The organism is Rhizobium sp. N621 (assembly GCF_001664325.1).
Lineage (GTDB): Bacteria > Pseudomonadota > Alphaproteobacteria > Rhizobiales > Rhizobiaceae > Rhizobium > Rhizobium esperanzae.
Genome location: NZ_CP013495.1, coordinates 3,717,370 through 3,733,531, shown reverse-complemented (window position 1 = coordinate 3,733,531; position 16,162 = coordinate 3,717,370). Strand labels below are relative to the sequence as shown.

Annotated in this window: 17 protein-coding genes; 5 read left to right on the top strand and 12 right to left on the bottom strand. The window is 61.6% G+C overall.

Annotated elements, in window-relative coordinates; translation table 11 throughout:
* Nucleotides 1–59: 59 nt before the first annotated feature.
* The 3 genes from AMK00_RS18015 to AMK00_RS18005 all read right to left on the bottom strand — a co-directional run bounded on the left by AMK00_RS18015 (nucleotide 60) and on the right by AMK00_RS18005 (nucleotide 2,096).
* Complete coding sequence (locus tag AMK00_RS18015) at nucleotides 60–1,043, bottom strand: NAD-dependent epimerase/dehydratase family protein (RefSeq protein WP_064804820.1); 984 nt, start codon at nucleotides 1,041–1,043, stop codon at nucleotides 60–62.
* Between the two features lie 68 nt (nucleotides 1,044–1,111).
* Nucleotides 1,112–1,678: a helix-turn-helix domain-containing protein gene (locus AMK00_RS18010; RefSeq protein ID WP_064811284.1), complete on the bottom strand. Its 567-nt coding sequence runs from the start codon at nucleotides 1,676–1,678 to the stop codon at nucleotides 1,112–1,114.
* A 94-nt stretch (nucleotides 1,679–1,772) separates the two neighbouring features.
* The gene (locus AMK00_RS18005) at nucleotides 1,773–2,096 is read right to left on the bottom strand and encodes an ArsR/SmtB family transcription factor (protein ID WP_064804816.1); all 324 of its coding nucleotides are present in this window, start codon (nucleotides 2,094–2,096) and stop codon (nucleotides 1,773–1,775) included.
* 55 nt (nucleotides 2,097–2,151) lie between these two features.
* Here AMK00_RS18005 and AMK00_RS18000 point away from each other — a divergent pair, with 55 nt between their 5' ends.
* From AMK00_RS18000 to AMK00_RS17990, 3 genes are all read left to right on the top strand, one after another.
* Complete coding sequence (locus AMK00_RS18000; RefSeq protein WP_064804814.1) at nucleotides 2,152–2,634, top strand: SRPBCC domain-containing protein; 483 nt, start codon at nucleotides 2,152–2,154, stop codon at nucleotides 2,632–2,634.
* A gap of 114 nt (nucleotides 2,635–2,748) precedes the next feature.
* Nucleotides 2,749–3,780 carry a phosphogluconate dehydrogenase (NAD(+)-dependent, decarboxylating) gene (gene gnd / locus AMK00_RS17995; RefSeq protein WP_064804812.1) on the top strand — a complete coding sequence of 344 codons (1,032 nt, stop codon included), beginning with the start codon at nucleotides 2,749–2,751 and terminating at the stop codon, nucleotides 3,778–3,780.
* 185 nt (nucleotides 3,781–3,965) lie between these two features.
* Nucleotides 3,966–6,077: a mechanosensitive ion channel family protein gene (locus AMK00_RS17990; RefSeq protein ID WP_064811755.1), complete on the top strand. Its 2,112-nt coding sequence runs from the start codon at nucleotides 3,966–3,968 to the stop codon at nucleotides 6,075–6,077.
* Between the two features lie 6 nt (nucleotides 6,078–6,083).
* Here AMK00_RS17990 and AMK00_RS17985 read toward each other — a convergent pair whose 3' ends face one another.
* Complete coding sequence (locus tag AMK00_RS17985; RefSeq protein ID WP_064804810.1) at nucleotides 6,084–6,461, bottom strand: DoxX family membrane protein; 378 nt, start codon at nucleotides 6,459–6,461, stop codon at nucleotides 6,084–6,086.
* Between the two features lie 238 nt (nucleotides 6,462–6,699).
* Between AMK00_RS17985 and mprF the strand changes: the two genes are divergently transcribed.
* Together mprF and AMK00_RS17975 are read left to right on the top strand one after the other, a co-directional pair.
* A complete protein-coding gene (gene mprF, locus AMK00_RS17980; RefSeq protein ID WP_064811283.1) occupies nucleotides 6,700–9,303 on the top strand; it encodes a bifunctional lysylphosphatidylglycerol flippase/synthetase MprF in 2,604 nt (867 codons plus the stop codon).
* Entirely contained in the window at nucleotides 9,300–10,682 is a 1,383-nt protein-coding gene (locus tag AMK00_RS17975) for a virulence factor family protein (RefSeq protein WP_064811282.1), read from the top strand. The genes mprF and AMK00_RS17975 overlap by 4 nt, the downstream gene beginning before the upstream one ends.
* Before the next feature lie 363 nt (nucleotides 10,683–11,045).
* Here AMK00_RS17975 and AMK00_RS17970 read toward each other — a convergent pair whose 3' ends face one another.
* The 8 genes from AMK00_RS17970 to ruvC all read right to left on the bottom strand — a co-directional run bounded on the left by AMK00_RS17970 (nucleotide 11,046) and on the right by ruvC (nucleotide 16,044).
* Nucleotides 11,046–11,609: a DinB family protein gene (locus AMK00_RS17970; protein WP_037141205.1), complete on the bottom strand. Its 564-nt coding sequence runs from the start codon at nucleotides 11,607–11,609 to the stop codon at nucleotides 11,046–11,048.
* A 38-nt stretch (nucleotides 11,610–11,647) separates the two neighbouring features.
* A complete protein-coding gene (locus AMK00_RS17965; protein ID WP_064811281.1) occupies nucleotides 11,648–12,154 on the bottom strand; it encodes an NUDIX hydrolase in 507 nt (168 codons plus the stop codon).
* Between the two features lie 7 nt (nucleotides 12,155–12,161).
* Nucleotides 12,162–13,061, bottom strand: a complete 900-nt coding sequence (locus AMK00_RS17960; protein ID WP_037114975.1) for a metallophosphoesterase — start codon at nucleotides 13,059–13,061, stop codon at nucleotides 12,162–12,164.
* Nucleotides 13,062–14,102: a Holliday junction branch migration DNA helicase RuvB gene (gene ruvB / locus AMK00_RS17955; protein ID WP_012485111.1), complete on the bottom strand. Its 1,041-nt coding sequence runs from the start codon at nucleotides 14,100–14,102 to the stop codon at nucleotides 13,062–13,064.
* Nucleotides 14,103–14,184: 82 nt separating this feature from the next.
* Nucleotides 14,185–14,799, bottom strand: a complete 615-nt coding sequence (gene ruvA, locus AMK00_RS17950; protein WP_004669783.1) for a Holliday junction branch migration protein RuvA — start codon at nucleotides 14,797–14,799, stop codon at nucleotides 14,185–14,187.
* A 13-nt stretch (nucleotides 14,800–14,812) separates the two neighbouring features.
* A complete protein-coding gene (locus AMK00_RS17945) occupies nucleotides 14,813–15,226 on the bottom strand; it encodes a type II toxin-antitoxin system VapC family toxin (RefSeq protein ID WP_064811280.1) in 414 nt (137 codons plus the stop codon).
* The gene (locus tag AMK00_RS17940) at nucleotides 15,226–15,477 is read right to left on the bottom strand and encodes an AbrB/MazE/SpoVT family DNA-binding domain-containing protein (protein WP_010004698.1); all 252 of its coding nucleotides are present in this window, start codon (nucleotides 15,475–15,477) and stop codon (nucleotides 15,226–15,228) included. Before AMK00_RS17940 ends, AMK00_RS17945 begins: the two co-directional genes overlap by 1 nt.
* Before the next feature lie 57 nt (nucleotides 15,478–15,534).
* Nucleotides 15,535–16,044 (bottom strand): crossover junction endodeoxyribonuclease RuvC, encoded by a 510-nt coding sequence (gene ruvC, locus AMK00_RS17935; protein ID WP_004669780.1) that lies wholly within the window; start codon nucleotides 16,042–16,044, stop codon nucleotides 15,535–15,537.
* Between the last annotated feature and the right edge of the window lie 118 nt (nucleotides 16,045–16,162).

Genomic DNA, 16,162 nt, shown 5'->3' with positions numbered 1-16,162 from the left:
CTAGGATGGGATCGTGATAACTGGATGACACCCTCAGAGCCTGCAATCAGCTCATTGCCCTAATCGACCGGATAGGGTCCTTCGGCGAACACTTCCTCGTGGTAGCCCTTGGAGCCGACATCGATCGCCAACGGGCTTCGCCATTCGCGGCGCTCGCGCAGGCAATCGACCACGAAGCGGAAATCATAGCGCGGCTGCCAGCCAAGTTCGCGCCTTGCGCGTTCGTTGACGTAGACGCGATCGAGCGTCGGGAACATTTTCCAGCCGCATTCGGCGTAAAGGGTGTTCGCACCTGGAAACAGCCGCTCGACGACAGCAGGCGCGTCACGCCTGAGCTCAGCGACGTCGCCCGGTAGAAAGGGCGTCGTGGCCGAGATGATATAGCGGCCGAAGCCGATTGCCGGTGCCTTTTCGAGCGCCAGCAAATGAGCGCCGACCACGTCGCTGATATCGACGCGGCGATGAAGCAGCTCGTTGGCCTGCGCATTTTCCGCCGAATAGCTGTTGCGAATCTCGCGATCGTCATCGCTTTCGGGAAAGAAGCGCGACGTCCTGAGGATGACAACAGGCAGGCGGGATTTGCGGGCGAAGAGTTCCGAGATTCCTTCGGCAGCGAGCTTCGTCACGCCATAGATATTCTTCGCGACAGGAAGCACGTCCTCGGTGACCCAAGCCGCGGGTTCGCCGGCGACCGGCGTCAGTGCCGCGCCGAAAGCGCTGGTGGTGCTGGTGAAGACGAAGCTTGCAACGCCCGCGGCGGTCGCCTCTTCAAGCAGGTTCAGCGTGCCGCCGACATTGGTGTCGAGGAAATCGCGATTGCCATGGGTCGCCACATGCGGCTTGTGGAGCGTGGCGGCATGGATGACGTGGCTGATGCCCGACATCGCTCGCCTGATGAAACCGCGGTCACCGATGGAGCCGACCATATCGGTAAAAGCCGATGGCTTGATGTCGATGCCGCGCGCCCACCGGCTCTGAGCTCTCAAGCTGCGCATCAGCGCCTCGCCGAGGTGGCCGGCGCTTCCCGTCACCAATATCGTCATCGCGTCGTCTCCTGGCCCCATTCGCGGCAGAGGCTACAAAAGACCGGCATTTGCGGACAACGCATAAATTATGCAGGAGGGTGCAGGAAAGCTGCAGGCTTCGCGACGGTGGTGACGAGACGGCCAGCGCTGCCGTCGGAAAGCCTGATCCGCTCCCAGGTGACGCGGCCGGGGGCAATCGGCAGGCGCACATTGCCGTTGGCGCCGGTATCGAAGGTCAACGATAGCAGCCTGCCCTCGTGCCAGCCGCACTCCTCCAGAGACTGTTCGGCGGCAGCGATCTCGGCGGAGGCGTAGGAGAAAAGAGAGCGGCCGAGAAAAGCGCTGAGCGGTGCGCGCCATTCCGCCTGCCGCGGTCGGGAAGCAGACAGCAGCCGATGGGTGCCATCGCAGATCAGATGCACTGGCCGGACGGAATCCTCGACCAGCCGCTTTAAAGCCGCATCGGCCGCAGCATATTGCGGCGAGGCGAAAATCCGTTCCAGCTTGACGGCTTGGTCGGGCGAGGGAGCAAGCTGGCCGCGCTCCCAGCGCGAAACGGTCGCCTGGTTGACGTCGAGGAGTTCCGCGAGGTGCTGCTGCTTGATGCTCCGCAGCAACCGCATGCGGCGTATGCCGGCTCCTGATATCGTCATTTGTCCTGAGCTCCCACGCTTCTTTTGCCAGGATAGGAGTTCGGCGGGCCGCAAGGCAAGCCGACCCTCACGCCGGAGCATTGTTCCGGCTAATCTAATCTTCGAGATCGCTTCTCAGCCGATCGAGGATCGACAGGGCGTGACCTGCATAGGCGCTGATCCAGCGGTCGTAGATGTGCTTGATCGGCAGGCTGTTCAGGTGGTTCCAGCGTTCGCGGCCCTCCTTTCTGGCGACGATCAGATCCGCTTCCTCAAGCACCTTCAGATGCTGCATCACCGTGCAGCGGTCCATGTCCGGAAACATTTCGCAAAGCGTCCCGGTCGTGCGGGGCGCGTCCTTGAGCAGATCGAGAATCTCGCGGCGGCGATGATGTGCCAGTGCCTTGAAAACGGGGTCGTCTTTCGATTCGCTTGACATGTTATGTTTTTATAACATAATGATGTCAGGTACAATGGAGAAGAGGAGAAGTATCATGTCTCTCGGAATCCGCGTTTCCGGCCGGATCGGCCGTCCCGTTGCCGAAGTGTTCGATGCCGTCGTCAACCCGAAGAAGCTCAGCAGCTATTTCACCACGATCGGCGGGGCGAGTGCCCCTCTCGTTCAAGGCACGACGGTAACCTGGTGGAAAGATGCGCCGGTCGAGGTTGTCGAGCTTGTGCCGGAAAGCCGCATCGTGCTTCGCTGGGACGGCGGCACTGCTGAGGACAAGACAAGGTATAAGACGCTGGTGGAGATGAATTTCAAGCCGCTGGAGGATGGCGGCACGTTGGTGACGATTGCCGAGAACGGCTGGCGCGAGGACGAGGCCGGCCGGCGCGGCAGCTATCTCAACTGCGAAGGCTGGACACAGATGCTTTGCAGCATGAAGGCCTTCGTCGAATACGGCATTAATCTGCGCGAGGGCATGTATCTCAGCGAGATGAAGGGCGAGCCGGCCAGCGCCCCGGATATTTGACGAGGCCCGACTCGAAGGAGATCGGCGGCCGACCGCCAGACTTTGCTTGCCTGTCACACTGCGGGTGCTAATTTCCGGAGTCGATACTTCATCTCGGTTTCCAGGAGATTCATTATGCAGCTTGGTATGGTCGGTTTGGGCCGCATGGGCAATTATATGGTCCAGCGCCTGATGCGGGGCGGTCACGAATGCGTCGTCTACGACACCAGGCCGGAAAGCGTTGCCGATCTCACAGGTCTCGGCGCGACCGGCAGCGCTTCGCTGGAGGAATTCGTCTCGAAGCTCACGCATCCGCGTGCTATCTGGCTGATGCTGCCGGCGGCGATCGTCGACAAGGTGCTGGCAAGCTTGGTGCCGCTGCTGCAGAACGGCGATATCATCATCGATGGCGGCAATTCCTACTATCATGACGACATCCGCCGCGGCGCTGAGCTCATCACCAAGGGCATCCATTATGTTGACGTCGGTACGAGCGGCGGCGTCTTCGGCCTGGAGCGCGGCTATTGCCTGATGATCGGCGGCGAAAAGGGCATCGTCCAGCACCTTTCGCCGATCTTCGCAACGCTCGCGCCCGGGGCCGGCACGACGGAAGCCTCACCGAACCGCAGCGCTGATGCGGCTGCAGCCAGCACCGCGGAACAGGGCTACCTGCATTGCGGCCCGCATGGCGCCGGCCATTTCGTCAAGATGGTGCATAACGGCATCGAATACGGGCTGATGGCCGCCTATGCCGAAGGCCTCAACATCTTGAAACGCGCCAATATCGGCGCTGCCTCGCATGAGGCCGATGCGGAAACCGCGCCGCTCGCACATCCCGAACATTTCCAATACGACTTCAATCTGCAGGATGTCGCGGAAGTCTGGCGCCGCGGCAGCGTCATCACCTCCTGGCTACTCGATCTCACCGCCGATGCCCTGCATGTCGACCCCGCACTTTCGAAATATGCCGGCCGCGTCTCGGATAGTGGCGAGGGCCGCTGGACGATCATGGCGGCAATCGACGAAAGCGTGCCGACCCCGGTGCTGAGTGCCGCGCTCTACGGCCGCTTCTCCTCGCGCGACAATGACGAGTTCGCCAACAAGGTGCTGTCGGCAATGCGTGCGGGCTTCGGCGGCCACGTGGAAAAGCCGGCGCCGAAATCTTGAGGATCAGGGCTTTCCTTGTCGCCCCGACGAGGAAAGCCGTTTCGCAATTTTCCTGGAATTGTCCTAGCCATAGGTATGGTTTTCCTACCGCTTGCTGGCGGCTACGGTCACGAGTATCCATTGCGGAAAGGGAAATGTCGGGGCTGCTTCCATTCAAGCGGCCGACACTCCATTGGAGGGCGGTCATGGGACGTGGCACGGCGGCGGGCTTGAAGGCCGCCATATTCGGCATCCTGGCATTCGTTGCGCTTTTCTCGGCGGCGTCGCCCGGCTTTTCCCAAACGCCTGCGCAAACGCCGGCTGCAAATACCCCGCCGGCGCAGGTGCGTGAAATGATGCAGCTCATGCAGGCGCCGGAGGTCAAGCAGTGGATGGCGACGCAGATGGCAGCACCTTCTGCGGCCGATTCGGTGAGCCAGAACCAGATGTCGGTTCTTTCAGGCCTGCTGCAGCATGCCCGCCGGCATGTATCGATGGTGTCCGACGCCGCGATGACTTTGCCCTCACAGATCGGCAATGCGTCCTCACTGTTTTTCGGTGAGCTCGCCGCCACCGGCTGGAGCCGGATGATCGCGCAATTCCTGGCGATCTTCCTGCTCGGGGCCATCGTCGAAAGCATCGCCGGCTATGCCTTCCGCCGTCGCCGCCGGCGTCTGGCTCAGATGGCCGGCATGCATCTGACGCCACGCGTCGTACCGGCTCTCATTTTCGCCGCGGCAACAATGCTCGCGCTGTCCAGTCTCGGCTGGCCTCCGCTCAGCCAGAGCGTGGCGATCCTCTGCGCCGTCGCGCTCATCGTCCAGCGTTTCACGATTTGCCTGGGCGGCGTCTTGGTCGATCTCATCGGGCTGGCGCGGGCCGAGGAAGAGCGGCAAGGCGTGATCGTTCCGATCATGCCGTCACGCGCCGTCGCGCTCTTCTGGTATCGCCGCTCCGCGATTTTCGTGATCTATTTCATGCTTGGCTGGGCGGCGATCCAGTCGATGGAGCCGCTCGGCTTTTCCCCGAGCGCCCGGCTCTTCGTCGGCTATATCCTCGGCATCGGGCTGCTGCTGATCGCCATCGAAGCTGTCTGGTCGCGGCCTCAGAAGGACGAGAAACGCGGACACGGGATTTCCTGGGCGCTCACCGTTTATTTCCTGTTGCTCTGGGGGCTGTGGGTCACCGGATTCAACTGGCTGCTCTGGCTCGGCATCTATGTGCTGATGCTGCCGCGGGTGCTCGCCGTCTCGACGATTGCAGTGAAATCGCTGCAGCAGACCGAAGCAAGCTTCCTTGCTACGCGCCGTATTGCCACCGTATTGCTCGACCGCGGCGTCAGGGCGCTGATTATCGCATTCGCGGCCATCTGGCTCGGCCAACTGCTCGGCGTCGGCGCCGACACGATGGCAGCCGGCGACAAAATGGTCGATAAGATCGCGCGCGGCGTCATTGGCGGAATCGTCATCCTGCTTGCTGCTGATCTGCTCTGGCACGTCGTCAAAGCCTATATCGACGGCAAGCTGCTCGGCATGCCCCTGGACGGCGGCGCGACGGATGAGGAAAAGGCTAAACATGCGCGGTTCCAGACGCTGCTGCCGATCTTCCGCAATATCCTTGCCGTGGTCATCGCCGTCATTGCGGCTCTCATGGTGCTCTCGGGTCTCGGCATCGAGATCGGCCCATTGATTGCCGGCGCCGGCGTCGTCGGCGTTGCTGTGGGTTTTGGCGCCCAGACGATCGTCAAGGATGTCATCAGCGGCATGTTCTATCTGTGGGACGATGCTTTCCGTGTCGGCGAATATATCGAAAGCGGCAGCCACAAGGGCGTCGTCGAGGCCTTCAGCCTGCGTTCGGTGAAGCTCCGGCATCATCGCGGGCCGCTGACGACCGTGCCGTTCGGCGAACTTGGCGCGGTGAAGAACCTCAATCGCGATTGGACGATCGACAAGATCAGCCTCAACGTCACATACGACACCGATCTCGTCAAAGCGAAGAAGGTGATCAAGCAGATCGGTCAGACCCTGCTCGAAAACCCGGAATTCGGCCCGCACATCATCGAAACGCTGAAGATGAAGGGTGTCGAGCAATTCGGCGAATTCGCGATCGAGATCCGTCTGTCGATGATGACGAAGCCTGGCGAACAGTTCGTTATCCGCCGCAATGCACTGGCAATGATTCGCAATGCCTTCAAGGAAAACGGCATCGAATTCGCCGTGCCGACGGTGCAGGTGTCCGGTGATCGCGCGGCGGAGGTGGATGCCGCCGCGGCGCGCTACGCTGCGCATGCACGGGCCGGCGGCGAGCCGGCTGCGTGAACCACCTTACATCGCCCCGGCAGCTGCGGTGAGCAGGCCGCCGATGATGGCCATGTTGCTTTTCCAGCTGTTGATGGCGCTGTCGCGGGCTGTGCCTTCCATGTCCCAGAAATTCAGCAGCATCACGGAGGCGGCAAGCGTGAAGATGATGAGGCCGAACGCCGCCGCGGCGACGAAGAGACCCAGCATCAGCAGGAGACCGGCGGCAATTTGAAAGACGCTGCCGGAAATCAATACCCATTTCACAAAAGGTATGCCGCGGGCTTCGATGGCGTCGGTTATCGGCACGATGACGAAAAAATGATGGATGCCGGCGGCAACGAAAAAACCGCCGAGCAGCAATCTGCCGAGGATGAGGATCACGAAGGCCAGGTCATCCTGCATGTCTAACCCTACTCTCGCGTTTCAAATCCTCGTCATCACCGCAAACTCTTCGCAAGCTTACGAAAATGCAATGTGCCAATACAGTTTGCCTGCGCAAATTCGCCCCAATTGAGGATGATTGAGGCGCAGACGGCGGGGCTGGGGTAGCGGCGGCATGGCTTCATAGAGCTTATATGCCTGTCATGCTACGTCTTCGAAAAATGATTCCCGCCAAGTTTGGAAATTGCGCAGGTACGAGATGTCGGGTCACGGCAATTTGGAAGAGATGGAAGCGGCGGACGGGTTTTCTTTAGGCGCGCTTTTCAGACGCTACAGGACGCCACTGACGGCAGCCGCGACACTCGTTGTCTTCTGCCTCGTCGGTTATGCGATCATGCAGCTCACCAACGAGGTTCGCTATGATGATGTCGTCGGTGCGCTCGCAGCGACCAGGCCGAGCGCCATCCTGCTGGCGCTGTTCTTCACCGCACTCAGTTTCCTATCCCTCGTTTTCTACGACCTCAACGCCATCGAATATATCGGCAAGAAGCTGCCGTTCCCGCATGTGGCGCTGACGGCGTTCAGTGCCTATGCGGTCGGCAATACCGCCGGTTTCGGCGCCCTTTCGGGCGGCGCGATCCGCTACCGCGCCTATACGCGCCTCGGTCTTTCGCCGGACGATATCGGCCGGATCATCGCCTTCGTCACCCTGTCCTTCGGTCTCGGGCTTGCCGGGGTCGCGGCGATCGCCCTCATTATCATCGCCAGCGAGATCGGGCCGCTGATCGGTGTCAGCGCGTTCCTTCTCCGGCTGATTGCCGGCTCGATTATTGCCATTCTCGGGGCTGTGATGATCATCGGCCGCGAAGGCCGCGTGCTCGATCTCGGTGCGGTGGCAATCCGCCTGCCGGATTCGCGCACTTGGTCACGGCAATTCCTGGTGACGGCGTTCGATATCGCCGCCTCGGCCTCGGTGCTCTACGTGCTCTTGCCGCAGACGGCGATCGGCTGGCCGGCCTTCCTGGCCGTCTATGCGATCGCCGTCGGTCTCGGCGTGCTCAGCCACGTTCCGGCTGGGCTCGGCGTGTTCGAGACCGTGATTATCGCCTCGCTCGGCAGCGCGGTGAATATCGATGCGGTGCTCGGATCGCTGGTGCTCTACCGGCTGATCTATCATGTGCTGCCGCTGTTGATCGCCGTGCTCGCGGTGTCCGCGACGGAACTGCGCCGTTTTGTCGATCATCCGGCCGCCTCCAGCGTCCGGCGCATCGGCGGACGGCTGATGCCGCAGCTGCTGTCGACCTTGGCCCTGCTGCTCGGCGTCATGCTGGTGTTTTCGAGCGTTACACCGACGCCGGATCAGAATCTGGAATTTCTGTCCAACTATCTGCCTCTGCCGATGGTCGAAGGCGCGCACTTCCTCTCCAGTCTGCTCGGATTGGCGCTGGTGGTCGCCGCGCGCGGCCTGGGGCAGAGGCTCGACGGCGCCTGGTGGGTAGCGGTGTTCTCGGCCCTTGCGGCATTGACCTTGTCGCTGTTGAAGGCGATTGCGCTGGTCGAGGCGGCTTTTCTCGCTTTCCTCATCTTCGGGCTCTTCGTCAGCCGACGGCTCTTCACCCGGCATGCGTCGCTGCTCAACCAGGCGATGACGGCGTCCTGGCTGATGGCGATCGCGGTCATCGTCGTCGGCGCCGTCGTCATCCTGCTCTTTGTCTATCGCGATGTCGAATACAGCAACGAACTCTGGTGGCAGTTCGAATTTACCGCCGAGGCGCCGCGGGGACTGCGCGCCCTGCTCGGTATCACCATCATCTCGTCGGCGATCGCCATTTTCAGCCTGCTCCGGCCGGCGACCTTCCGGCCGGAGCCGGCGACGGAGGAGGCGCTGACGCGCGCCGTCGACATCGTCAGGAGGCAGGACAATGCCGACGCCAATCTGGTGCGCATGGGCGACAAGAGCATCATGTTTTCGGAAAAAGGTGACGCCTTCATCATGTACGGCCGGCAGGGCCGTTCATGGATCGCGCTGTTCGACCCGGTTGGCGATCATCGTGCCGTGCAGGAACTCGTCTGGCGCTTCGTCGAAGCGGCGCGGGCCGCCGGATGCCGCGCCGTCTTCTACCAGATCTCGCCGGCGCTGCTTTCCCATTGCGCCGATGCCGGCCTCCGCGCCTTCAAGCTCGGCGAACTGGCGGTGGCCGACCTCCGAACCTTCGAAATGAAAGGCGGCAAATGGGCGAATCTGCGCCAGACGGCGAGCCGAGCCCAACGCGACGGGCTGGAATTCGCGGTAGTCGAATCCGAGGACGTGCCTGATATCATCGATGATCTCGCTGCCGTTTCCACGGCCTGGCTCGAACATCACAATGCCAAGGAAAAAGGCTTCTCGCTCGGTTCGTTCGATCCCGATTATGTTTCATCGCAACCGGTCGGTATCCTGAAGAAGGATGGCAAGATCGTCGCCTTCGCCAATATCCTCGTCACCGAATCCCGCAAGGAGAGCACGATCGATCTCATGCGTTTCTCTCCGGACGCGCCGAAGGGCTCGATGGACTTTCTCTTCGTGCAGATCATGGAGTATCTGCGCGGTCAGGGTTTCACTCACTTCAATCTCGGCATGGCGCCACTCTCCGGCATGTCGAAACGCGAGGCGGCACCCGTCTGGGACCGCATCGGCAGCACCGTCTTTGAGCACGGCGAGCGCTTCTACAACTTCAAGGGCCTTCGGGCATTCAAATCCAAGTTTCATCCGCACTGGCAACCGCGCTATCTTGCGGTTTCCGGAGGGGGCAATCCGATGATCGCGTTGATGGACGCGACGTTGCTGATCGGGGGCGGATTGAAAGGGGTAGTGAGAAAATGATCAGGACAATCCTTCTTGCCACGGCATGCGCCTGCATGCTCGCGGCCGCACCGGCTCATGCTGCCGAGGAAACCACGCAGAGCTTCGAAAGCGGGCTCATTCCGTCGCCGCACATCTTCTTGCCGGAAGGCGAGGTGAAGGGCACGGTGATGCTGATCTCGGATGCCGCCGGCTGGGGCGATTACGAGAAGGCCGAGGCCGACAGGCTGGTTTCCGAAGGCGCCGTCGTCATCGGTGTCGACTTTCCTTCCTATATCCAGGCGCTTGACCGCTACGATGTCAGCCTCAATGACGGCTGCCTCTACACGGTCTCGGATATCGAATCGCTGAGCCAGCAGGTGCAGCGTGCGACCGGCAACAACGCCTATCATCTGCCGATCGTCGCCGGCATCGGCGAGGGCGGGGCCTTGGCGCTGGCAATTGCAGCGCAGACACCGGATGCGACGATCGGTCAGACGCTCGCCGTCGATCCGAAGGCCGGCATCCCGCTGACCAAGGAACTTTGCACGCCGGCTTCGAAGAAGGCCGTTGGCGGCCGCATGGTCTACGGGCTGAGTGACGGCGCGCTGCCGGACCCCGTTATATCGGTCTTCACGCCCAACGCCGACAAGGATGGCAGGGCGCATGCCGAAGCGCTGAAGAAAGTCCATTCCGCGATCGAGATCCGCGATTCCACCGACGACGCGCAGACGGTCTTTGCCGATACGATCGATGACCTCGTCACCGCCTCGGGCGCCTTCGGCAATCCGCTTGGATTGCCGCTGGCGATCCTCGAGGCCACCCCCACCCTGGATACGATGGCGGTGATCTATTCCGGCGACGGAGGCTGGCGAGACATCGACAAGGAAGTTGGCGGCACCCTGCAGAAGGAAGGTATTCCCGTCGTCGGTGTCGATTCGCTTCATTATTTCTGGTCGGAGCGCAAGCCGGAGGAGACCGCCGGCGATCTTTCGAAGATCATCGATTTCTACCGCAAACAGTGGAAGGTGAAGCATGTGCTGCTCGTCGGTTATTCCTTCGGCGCCGACGTCGTGCCAGCGACCTATCAGCTGCTGAAACCGGCCGAGAAGTCCGCGGTGGCGCAATTGTCGCTGCTGTCGCTCTCCCACCAAGTCGACTACGTCATCTCCGTTCTCGGTTGGCTCGGCCAGAAGACGGAAGGGGCGGGAGGCGATCCGGTCGCCGATTTGAAGAACGTCGATCCCAAACTCGTGCAATGCGTCTACGGCAAGGACGATGACGACGACGTCGCCTGTCCGGCGCTGAAGGATAGCGGCGCCGAGGTCGTCGAACTGCCCGGTGATCATCACTTCGATGAGAATTACGATCTTCTCACCAAGACGATCATCGACGGACTGAAGAAGCGGCTGCAAGATTAGAGCAGCATCGTGCTTAGAGCCTTGGTTAGATTGAAGCATTCTGTTGGCTCAAGTGGAGTCGGATGGTCGACCGGCCGGCGCGCGTCGTAGCCCAGCTCTACGGCCAAGCCGGCCGGTCGATCAGCCGGCCCGTTTCAGCCAACCCTCCCGCAGATTTGCCAAGCAAATCTGCAAGACTTGGGAAGCGCCGGACGCACTGATCGCTTCGCCACGGCGAAGCGGTGCGGCCGGTGGGCCGGGCATGTTTCCGCCAGGATCAGAGGCGATCGGCTCGGACGTACCTTGGGTATGCCCGTCGCCAATCGCCTCTGCCCTGACGAAAACCTGCTCCGGCAGAATGCTTCAATCTAACCAGGTAAGGCTCTAACGTGCCAGCATCTCCTCGCTCCAGCCAAGCTCGGCGACTTCCTTGCCCCGAAACCGCGCATCGTCGGCGACGATGAATTCATCGAGTTGCGGCGGAGCGACGCCGGTGCCGGAAAGCATCGCGTGCACCTGGCCGCGATGATGGGTCTGGTGCTGGAAGAGATGGGCGAGCACGTCGTCCATGCGCTCCTCCTGAATGCGGTCGCCGCGATGGAGCCTGACGGTCGAGACCAGCCCCTCCGGGCTCAGGGCCTCACAGAGCGCCGTCAGGCGGAGGTCGACCGCCGCCTGCGCTGCGCTCAGCGATGCTATGTCGTCGAAGGGTTCTTCGATCTCGAAGGCCTGGTAGCCAAGCATGCCACCTTCCATGCCATCGACATAGAACCAGTCGACCGTGATGATGTGGTTCAAGGTTTCCTTGATCGAGGGGAAGAAGCCCGTGCGCGGCGCTTCGAATTCGCCAGGTTTCAAGGCTGCGCAAGCGCGCAACAGACGGTGGTTGGCAAGGGCGTTGTTATAGGCAAGTTTGCGAAAGACCCGGACGGGATCGACGGTCGACATCGGCGGCTTTCCTCTCAAGCGCTTGCGGAATGTTTGCGTCAGTCATCGAGATTGCCGTCGCGCCAGACGAGACGACGCGGTGCTGCCGGCAGGTTCTCGATTTCCTGGGCAATGAAATAGGGCGGGATGTCGAGCGCGGTCAGGGCTGTGCGCGTCGCGGCAACCCATTTGAATTCGAGATGGTTGTCGCCGTCTTCGACGCGATGGACGATCTCATGCGGCCGAAAGGGAAATTCCGGTGGGATTTCCATCAGGTAATAGAAGCCGAGTTCATGCCAGTCGCGCTGTTCGCAGTGGAAAAAATTCTCGACGGTCCAGAGGAGGCGCGAGACTGTGACGTTGAGGCCGAGTTCCTCCATCATCTCCCGTTTCAGCGTTTCTTCCGAGGTCTCGCCGATTTCCGCCGTTCCCCCAGGAAAGGTCCAGAAGGGCTCGTGCACGGCGCGATGAACGAGCACATGGCCATCGCGAAAGGCGAGGCCGGCGATGCGATGGTTGAAACGTTGAGCGCCCACAGTCAGGCGGATGTGGGTGCGCTTGCTCATGTCATTCTTATCCGAGATCGATTACGACGATTTCCGGCGGCACACCGAAGCGGACCGGCGCGATGGAGCAGCCGAGGCCGCCGGACACGATGATATTGCGCCCCTCCTCGACGATATGGCCATAGGCGTAGCGATTGCCGTAACGCGAGGGGACGATCGGCGAACGGCCGAGGAAACGGATCTGCCCGCCATGGGTGTGGCCGGACAGCGTCAGCGAGACGCGCTCGGGCACGCGCGGAAAGATATCGGGCTCATGCGCAAGCAGGATGACGGGCGCATCGTCGGTCACCTGTGCCATCGTGCCGTCGAGGTCGTCGAGGCCAAGCATGCGTGTGCGCCCCCATTTCCTGCCGGGCAGCAGCGCCAGCTGGTCTTCGAGGCCCGCGAACCAGAAGCCGCGGCCGTCCTTTTCGAGCCGAACGGCGCGGTTGCCGTAGACCGGGATGCCGACGTCGGCAAGCGCCCGGTGTCCGAATGTCATCCCGCCGTTCTTCTGGGCAGTCCTGTCCTCCCACCAGTCATGATTGCCCATGATCGCATGGACGCCGAGAGGGGCCTGCAGAGTGGCCAGCGCCTTCGACCACTGGCTCGAATGCACGTATTGCGTCACCATGTTCATGCCCGAGGCGTAATCGCCGAGCAGGACGGTGACGTCGCCTTCGAGTTCATTCGCCCTGTGGCAGATCGCTGTGATGCGGTTTGCCGACATCCAGGGTTCGCAGGCATGGATATCGGCGAGCGCGACGACGCGGAGCTTCAGCCCCGGCGTCCATCCCGGCGGCGTCAGCCGGTAGCGGGCGATGCCGAGTCGCGCCAGCGGTTCATAGGCGAAGGCGTAACCGCCGAGCGACATAACACCTGCGATACCGCCGCCGACAAGCTTGAAAAATCCGCGGCGGGTGATCACTCAGTCGTCCTCCTGGAACAGCCGGAACTGCGCAGCCTCCATCTCCTTGGGCGGTTGCATTCCCAGATGTTTCCACGCGATTGCGGTAAGAACGCGGCCGCGCGGCGTGCGCTGAATGAAACCCTGCTGGATCATGTAGGGCTCGATAATGTCCTCGATCGCGTCGCGCGGCTCGGAAAGGCCGGCGGCGATGGTTTCGATGCCGACCGGGCCGCCGCCGAAATTGACGGCGATCATGTTGAGGTAACGCTTGTCGAGCTGATCGAAGCCGACATTGTCGACGAGCAAGCGGGTCAGCGCCTCGTCGGCGATCTCGCGGGTGACGGCTTCCGCCCTTGCCACCTCGGCGAAATCGCGCACGCGCCGCAGCAGCCGGCCGGCGATGCGTGGCGTGCCGCGGGCGCGTCTGGCGATCTCGCGCGCACCTTCTTCGGTCATCGGCAGGTTCATCAGCCGCGCGCCGCGGCGCACGATCAGTTCCAGTTCTTCGACGGTATAGAAGCTCAGGCGCACCGGGATACCGAAGCGGTCGCGCAACGGCGTCGTCAGCAGGCCGAGGCGGGTGGTCGCCGCCACCAGGGTGAATTTCGACAGATCGATTTTCACCGAGCGGGCGGCGGGGCCCTCGCCGATGATGAGGTCCAATTGGAAATCTTCCATGGCCGGATAAAGGATTTCCTCCACCGCCGGATTGAGGCGATGGATTTCGTCGATGAAGAGCACATCGCGCTCCTCGAGATTGGTGAGCAGTGCGGCGAGATCGCCGGCCTTGGCGATAACAGGGCCTGACGTCGAGCGGAAATTAACGCCGAGTTCCTTCGCCATGATCTGCGCCAGCGTCGTCTTGCCGAGACCGGGCGGGCCGACGAAAAGCACATGGTCCAGCGCCTCGCCGCGGTTCTTCGCGGCCTCGATGAAGACCTTGAGATTGGCGCGCGCTTCCGCCTGACCGGTGAATTCGTCCAGCGATTGCGGGCGCAGGGTCATGTCGAGATCTTCGCCCCGCTTTTCCGGCGATATCAGGCGGGCGGGTTCGCTCATGCTCTTATTCCGTTTTGAAACCTGTCACAGCAATACACCAAAAAACGGTCGCCTCGATATCCAACCGTCATTTTTCCGGGATTCACCGCGCCAACTCCTTCAATCCCAGCCTGATCAGCTTAGCGCTGTCTGCGCCGTCGCCGGCCGTCTTCATCGCCGCCGCAACTGCATTGGCCGCCTGGTCTCTGCTGTAGCCGAGGTTGGTCAGCGCGGAGACCGCATCGGCGACCGGCGCGGCCGCGACACCTTCGCCGAGTTCCTGCTTGAGGGCGATATTGATCGCTTCCCCGGCAAAGGCCGGCGCCCGGTTCTTGAGCTCGGTGACGAGGCGCATCGCCACTTTCGGGCCGACGCCCGGTGCGCGGGAAACGGCGGCGCGGTCCTGCAGGGCAATCGCATTGGCGAGTTCGCCCGGCGTCAAGGTCGAGAGCACGGCAAGCGCGACCTTGGCGCCCACCCCTTGAACGCTTTGGAGCAGGTTGAACCACTCCCGCTCCAATGCAGTCATGAAGCCGAAGAGCTTCAACTGATCCTCGCGCACATAGGTCTCGATGAACAGCACGCAGGCCTCGCCGGCCGAGCCGAGTTTGGACAGAGTGCGGGCCGAGCAGTGGGCGACGTAGCAGACGCCGTGCACATCGACGAGCACATAGTCTTCGCCGATCTCGTCTATGGTGCCTTTCAGCTTGCCGATCATGGGGCGTGGTCTCTCAAGGGTGCGTTTCGGGCGTGATAAGTTCAACGGAGGGGAAATAAGATCGGTATCCGCCGGGGTCGCGGGTCAAAATCTTGTAGCCCCTTATCGCCGCATGGGCGCCGATGAGGAAGTCGGGCAATATCTGTTCGCGCCGTCCGCCGGCGCGACGGTAAAGCCGGAAGGCTTGAGCTGCGGCGAAGACAGCCGGCCAAGGCAGGTTCTCGCGGCGGAATTCATCCTGCGGAAGCAGTTGCTCGACTTCATCCATATCGTCGTAGCGAACGGAAAATTCGGAATAGATGATCGGATTTATGAGGACCGGGCCATCTCTGAAGACGTCGAGCATTTTTCGACGCGACCAACCGTGCCAGTCCGAACCGGCCACAGCCAGATCGACGAGTATGTTTGTATCGACAAGCGTTGCCATCAGCGATCACGGGTCATCGACATGAGGTCTTCGGCATCAATCGCCTGGTCGCCGGTGCCTTCGAGACGGCGGATCGTCTGCAGGAAACGGTCGAGCCGGCCCCGATCCTCGATCTCCTGCTTGCAGTTCTTCGGCGAGAGAACCAGCTTGCCGTTCTCGATCGAGAAGATGACCTCGCTGTTGGCCTCGATGCCGGCAAGCTCTCTGAGATCGCGAGGAATGGTGACCTGGCCTTTGGACGTGACGCGCATCTTGCTGCTCCTTCGAAGTAAGAATTATCCTTACTGTTGGAACAAGTCAAGAACAGATTACCCGGCCAGTGCTTGCCGCATTCGGTTGCTGCCGCGATTGTGGGCATGGCAGATGGCGATCGCCAGGGCGTCGGCGGCATCGTCGCCCTTGAATTCGACTTTCGGCATCAGGATCTTCAACATCATGTGAATCTGATGTTTTTCGCCATGGCCGACGCCGATGACGGCCTTCTTGACGGCGTTCGGCGCATATTCGGAGACGTGCAGACCGGCGCGCGCCGGCACCAGCATGGCGATGCCGCGGGCCTGGCCAAGCTTGAGGGTCGCCACCGCATCCTTGTTGACGAAGGTCTGTTCGACGGCGGCCTCATCCGGCTTGTAAGCGTGGACGACCTCCGCCAGGCCGTCATGCAGCTGGCAAAGGCGGGAGGCGAGATCCATGTCTCCGTCGGAGGTCACGGTTCCCGAGGCTACAAACCGCAGGGAATTGCCCAGCGTGTCGATGATTCCCCAGCCGGTGCGGCGAAGTCCCGGATCGATGCCGACGATGCGAATCGTATTTTGCATGGTTTAACCTATAGCGACTGCGAAATAACTGCCATCGATATGTGAACAAAACAAAAACCTTCTCGAATAAGCCGCTCCATTTACCGCGAATTAAAACAGATGCTTGAATTCTAGTGTC

Coding starts and splice junctions, on each gene's coding strand:
- AMK00_RS18015 (WP_064804820.1), bottom strand. CDS start 1,043: ATGACGATATTGGTGACGGGAAGCGCCGGCCACCTCGGCGAGGCGCTG.
- AMK00_RS18010 (WP_064811284.1), bottom strand. CDS start 1,678: ATGACGATATCAGGAGCCGGCATACGCCGCATGCGGTTGCTGCGGAGC.
- AMK00_RS18005 (WP_064804816.1), bottom strand. CDS start 2,096: ATGTCAAGCGAATCGAAAGACGACCCCGTTTTCAAGGCACTGGCACAT.
- AMK00_RS18000 (WP_064804814.1), top strand. CDS start 2,152: ATGTCTCTCGGAATCCGCGTTTCCGGCCGGATCGGCCGTCCCGTTGCC.
- gnd (WP_064804812.1), top strand. CDS start 2,749: ATGCAGCTTGGTATGGTCGGTTTGGGCCGCATGGGCAATTATATGGTC.
- AMK00_RS17990 (WP_064811755.1), top strand. CDS start 3,966: ATGGGACGTGGCACGGCGGCGGGCTTGAAGGCCGCCATATTCGGCATC.
- AMK00_RS17985 (WP_064804810.1), bottom strand. CDS start 6,461: ATGCAGGATGACCTGGCCTTCGTGATCCTCATCCTCGGCAGATTGCTG.
- mprF (WP_064811283.1), top strand. CDS start 6,700: ATGTCGGGTCACGGCAATTTGGAAGAGATGGAAGCGGCGGACGGGTTT.
- AMK00_RS17975 (WP_064811282.1), top strand. CDS start 9,300: ATGATCAGGACAATCCTTCTTGCCACGGCATGCGCCTGCATGCTCGCG.
- AMK00_RS17970 (WP_037141205.1), bottom strand. CDS start 11,609: ATGTCGACCGTCGATCCCGTCCGGGTCTTTCGCAAACTTGCCTATAAC.
- AMK00_RS17965 (WP_064811281.1), bottom strand. CDS start 12,154: ATGAGCAAGCGCACCCACATCCGCCTGACTGTGGGCGCTCAACGTTTC.
- ruvB (WP_012485111.1), bottom strand. CDS start 14,102: ATGAGCGAACCCGCCCGCCTGATATCGCCGGAAAAGCGGGGCGAAGAT.
- ruvA (WP_004669783.1), bottom strand. CDS start 14,799: ATGATCGGCAAGCTGAAAGGCACCATAGACGAGATCGGCGAAGACTAT.
- AMK00_RS17945 (WP_064811280.1), bottom strand. CDS start 15,226: ATGGCAACGCTTGTCGATACAAACATACTCGTCGATCTGGCTGTGGCC.
- AMK00_RS17940 (WP_010004698.1), bottom strand. CDS start 15,477: ATGCGCGTCACGTCCAAAGGCCAGGTCACCATTCCTCGCGATCTCAGA.
- ruvC (WP_004669780.1), bottom strand. CDS start 16,044: ATGCAAAATACGATTCGCATCGTCGGCATCGATCCGGGACTTCGCCGC.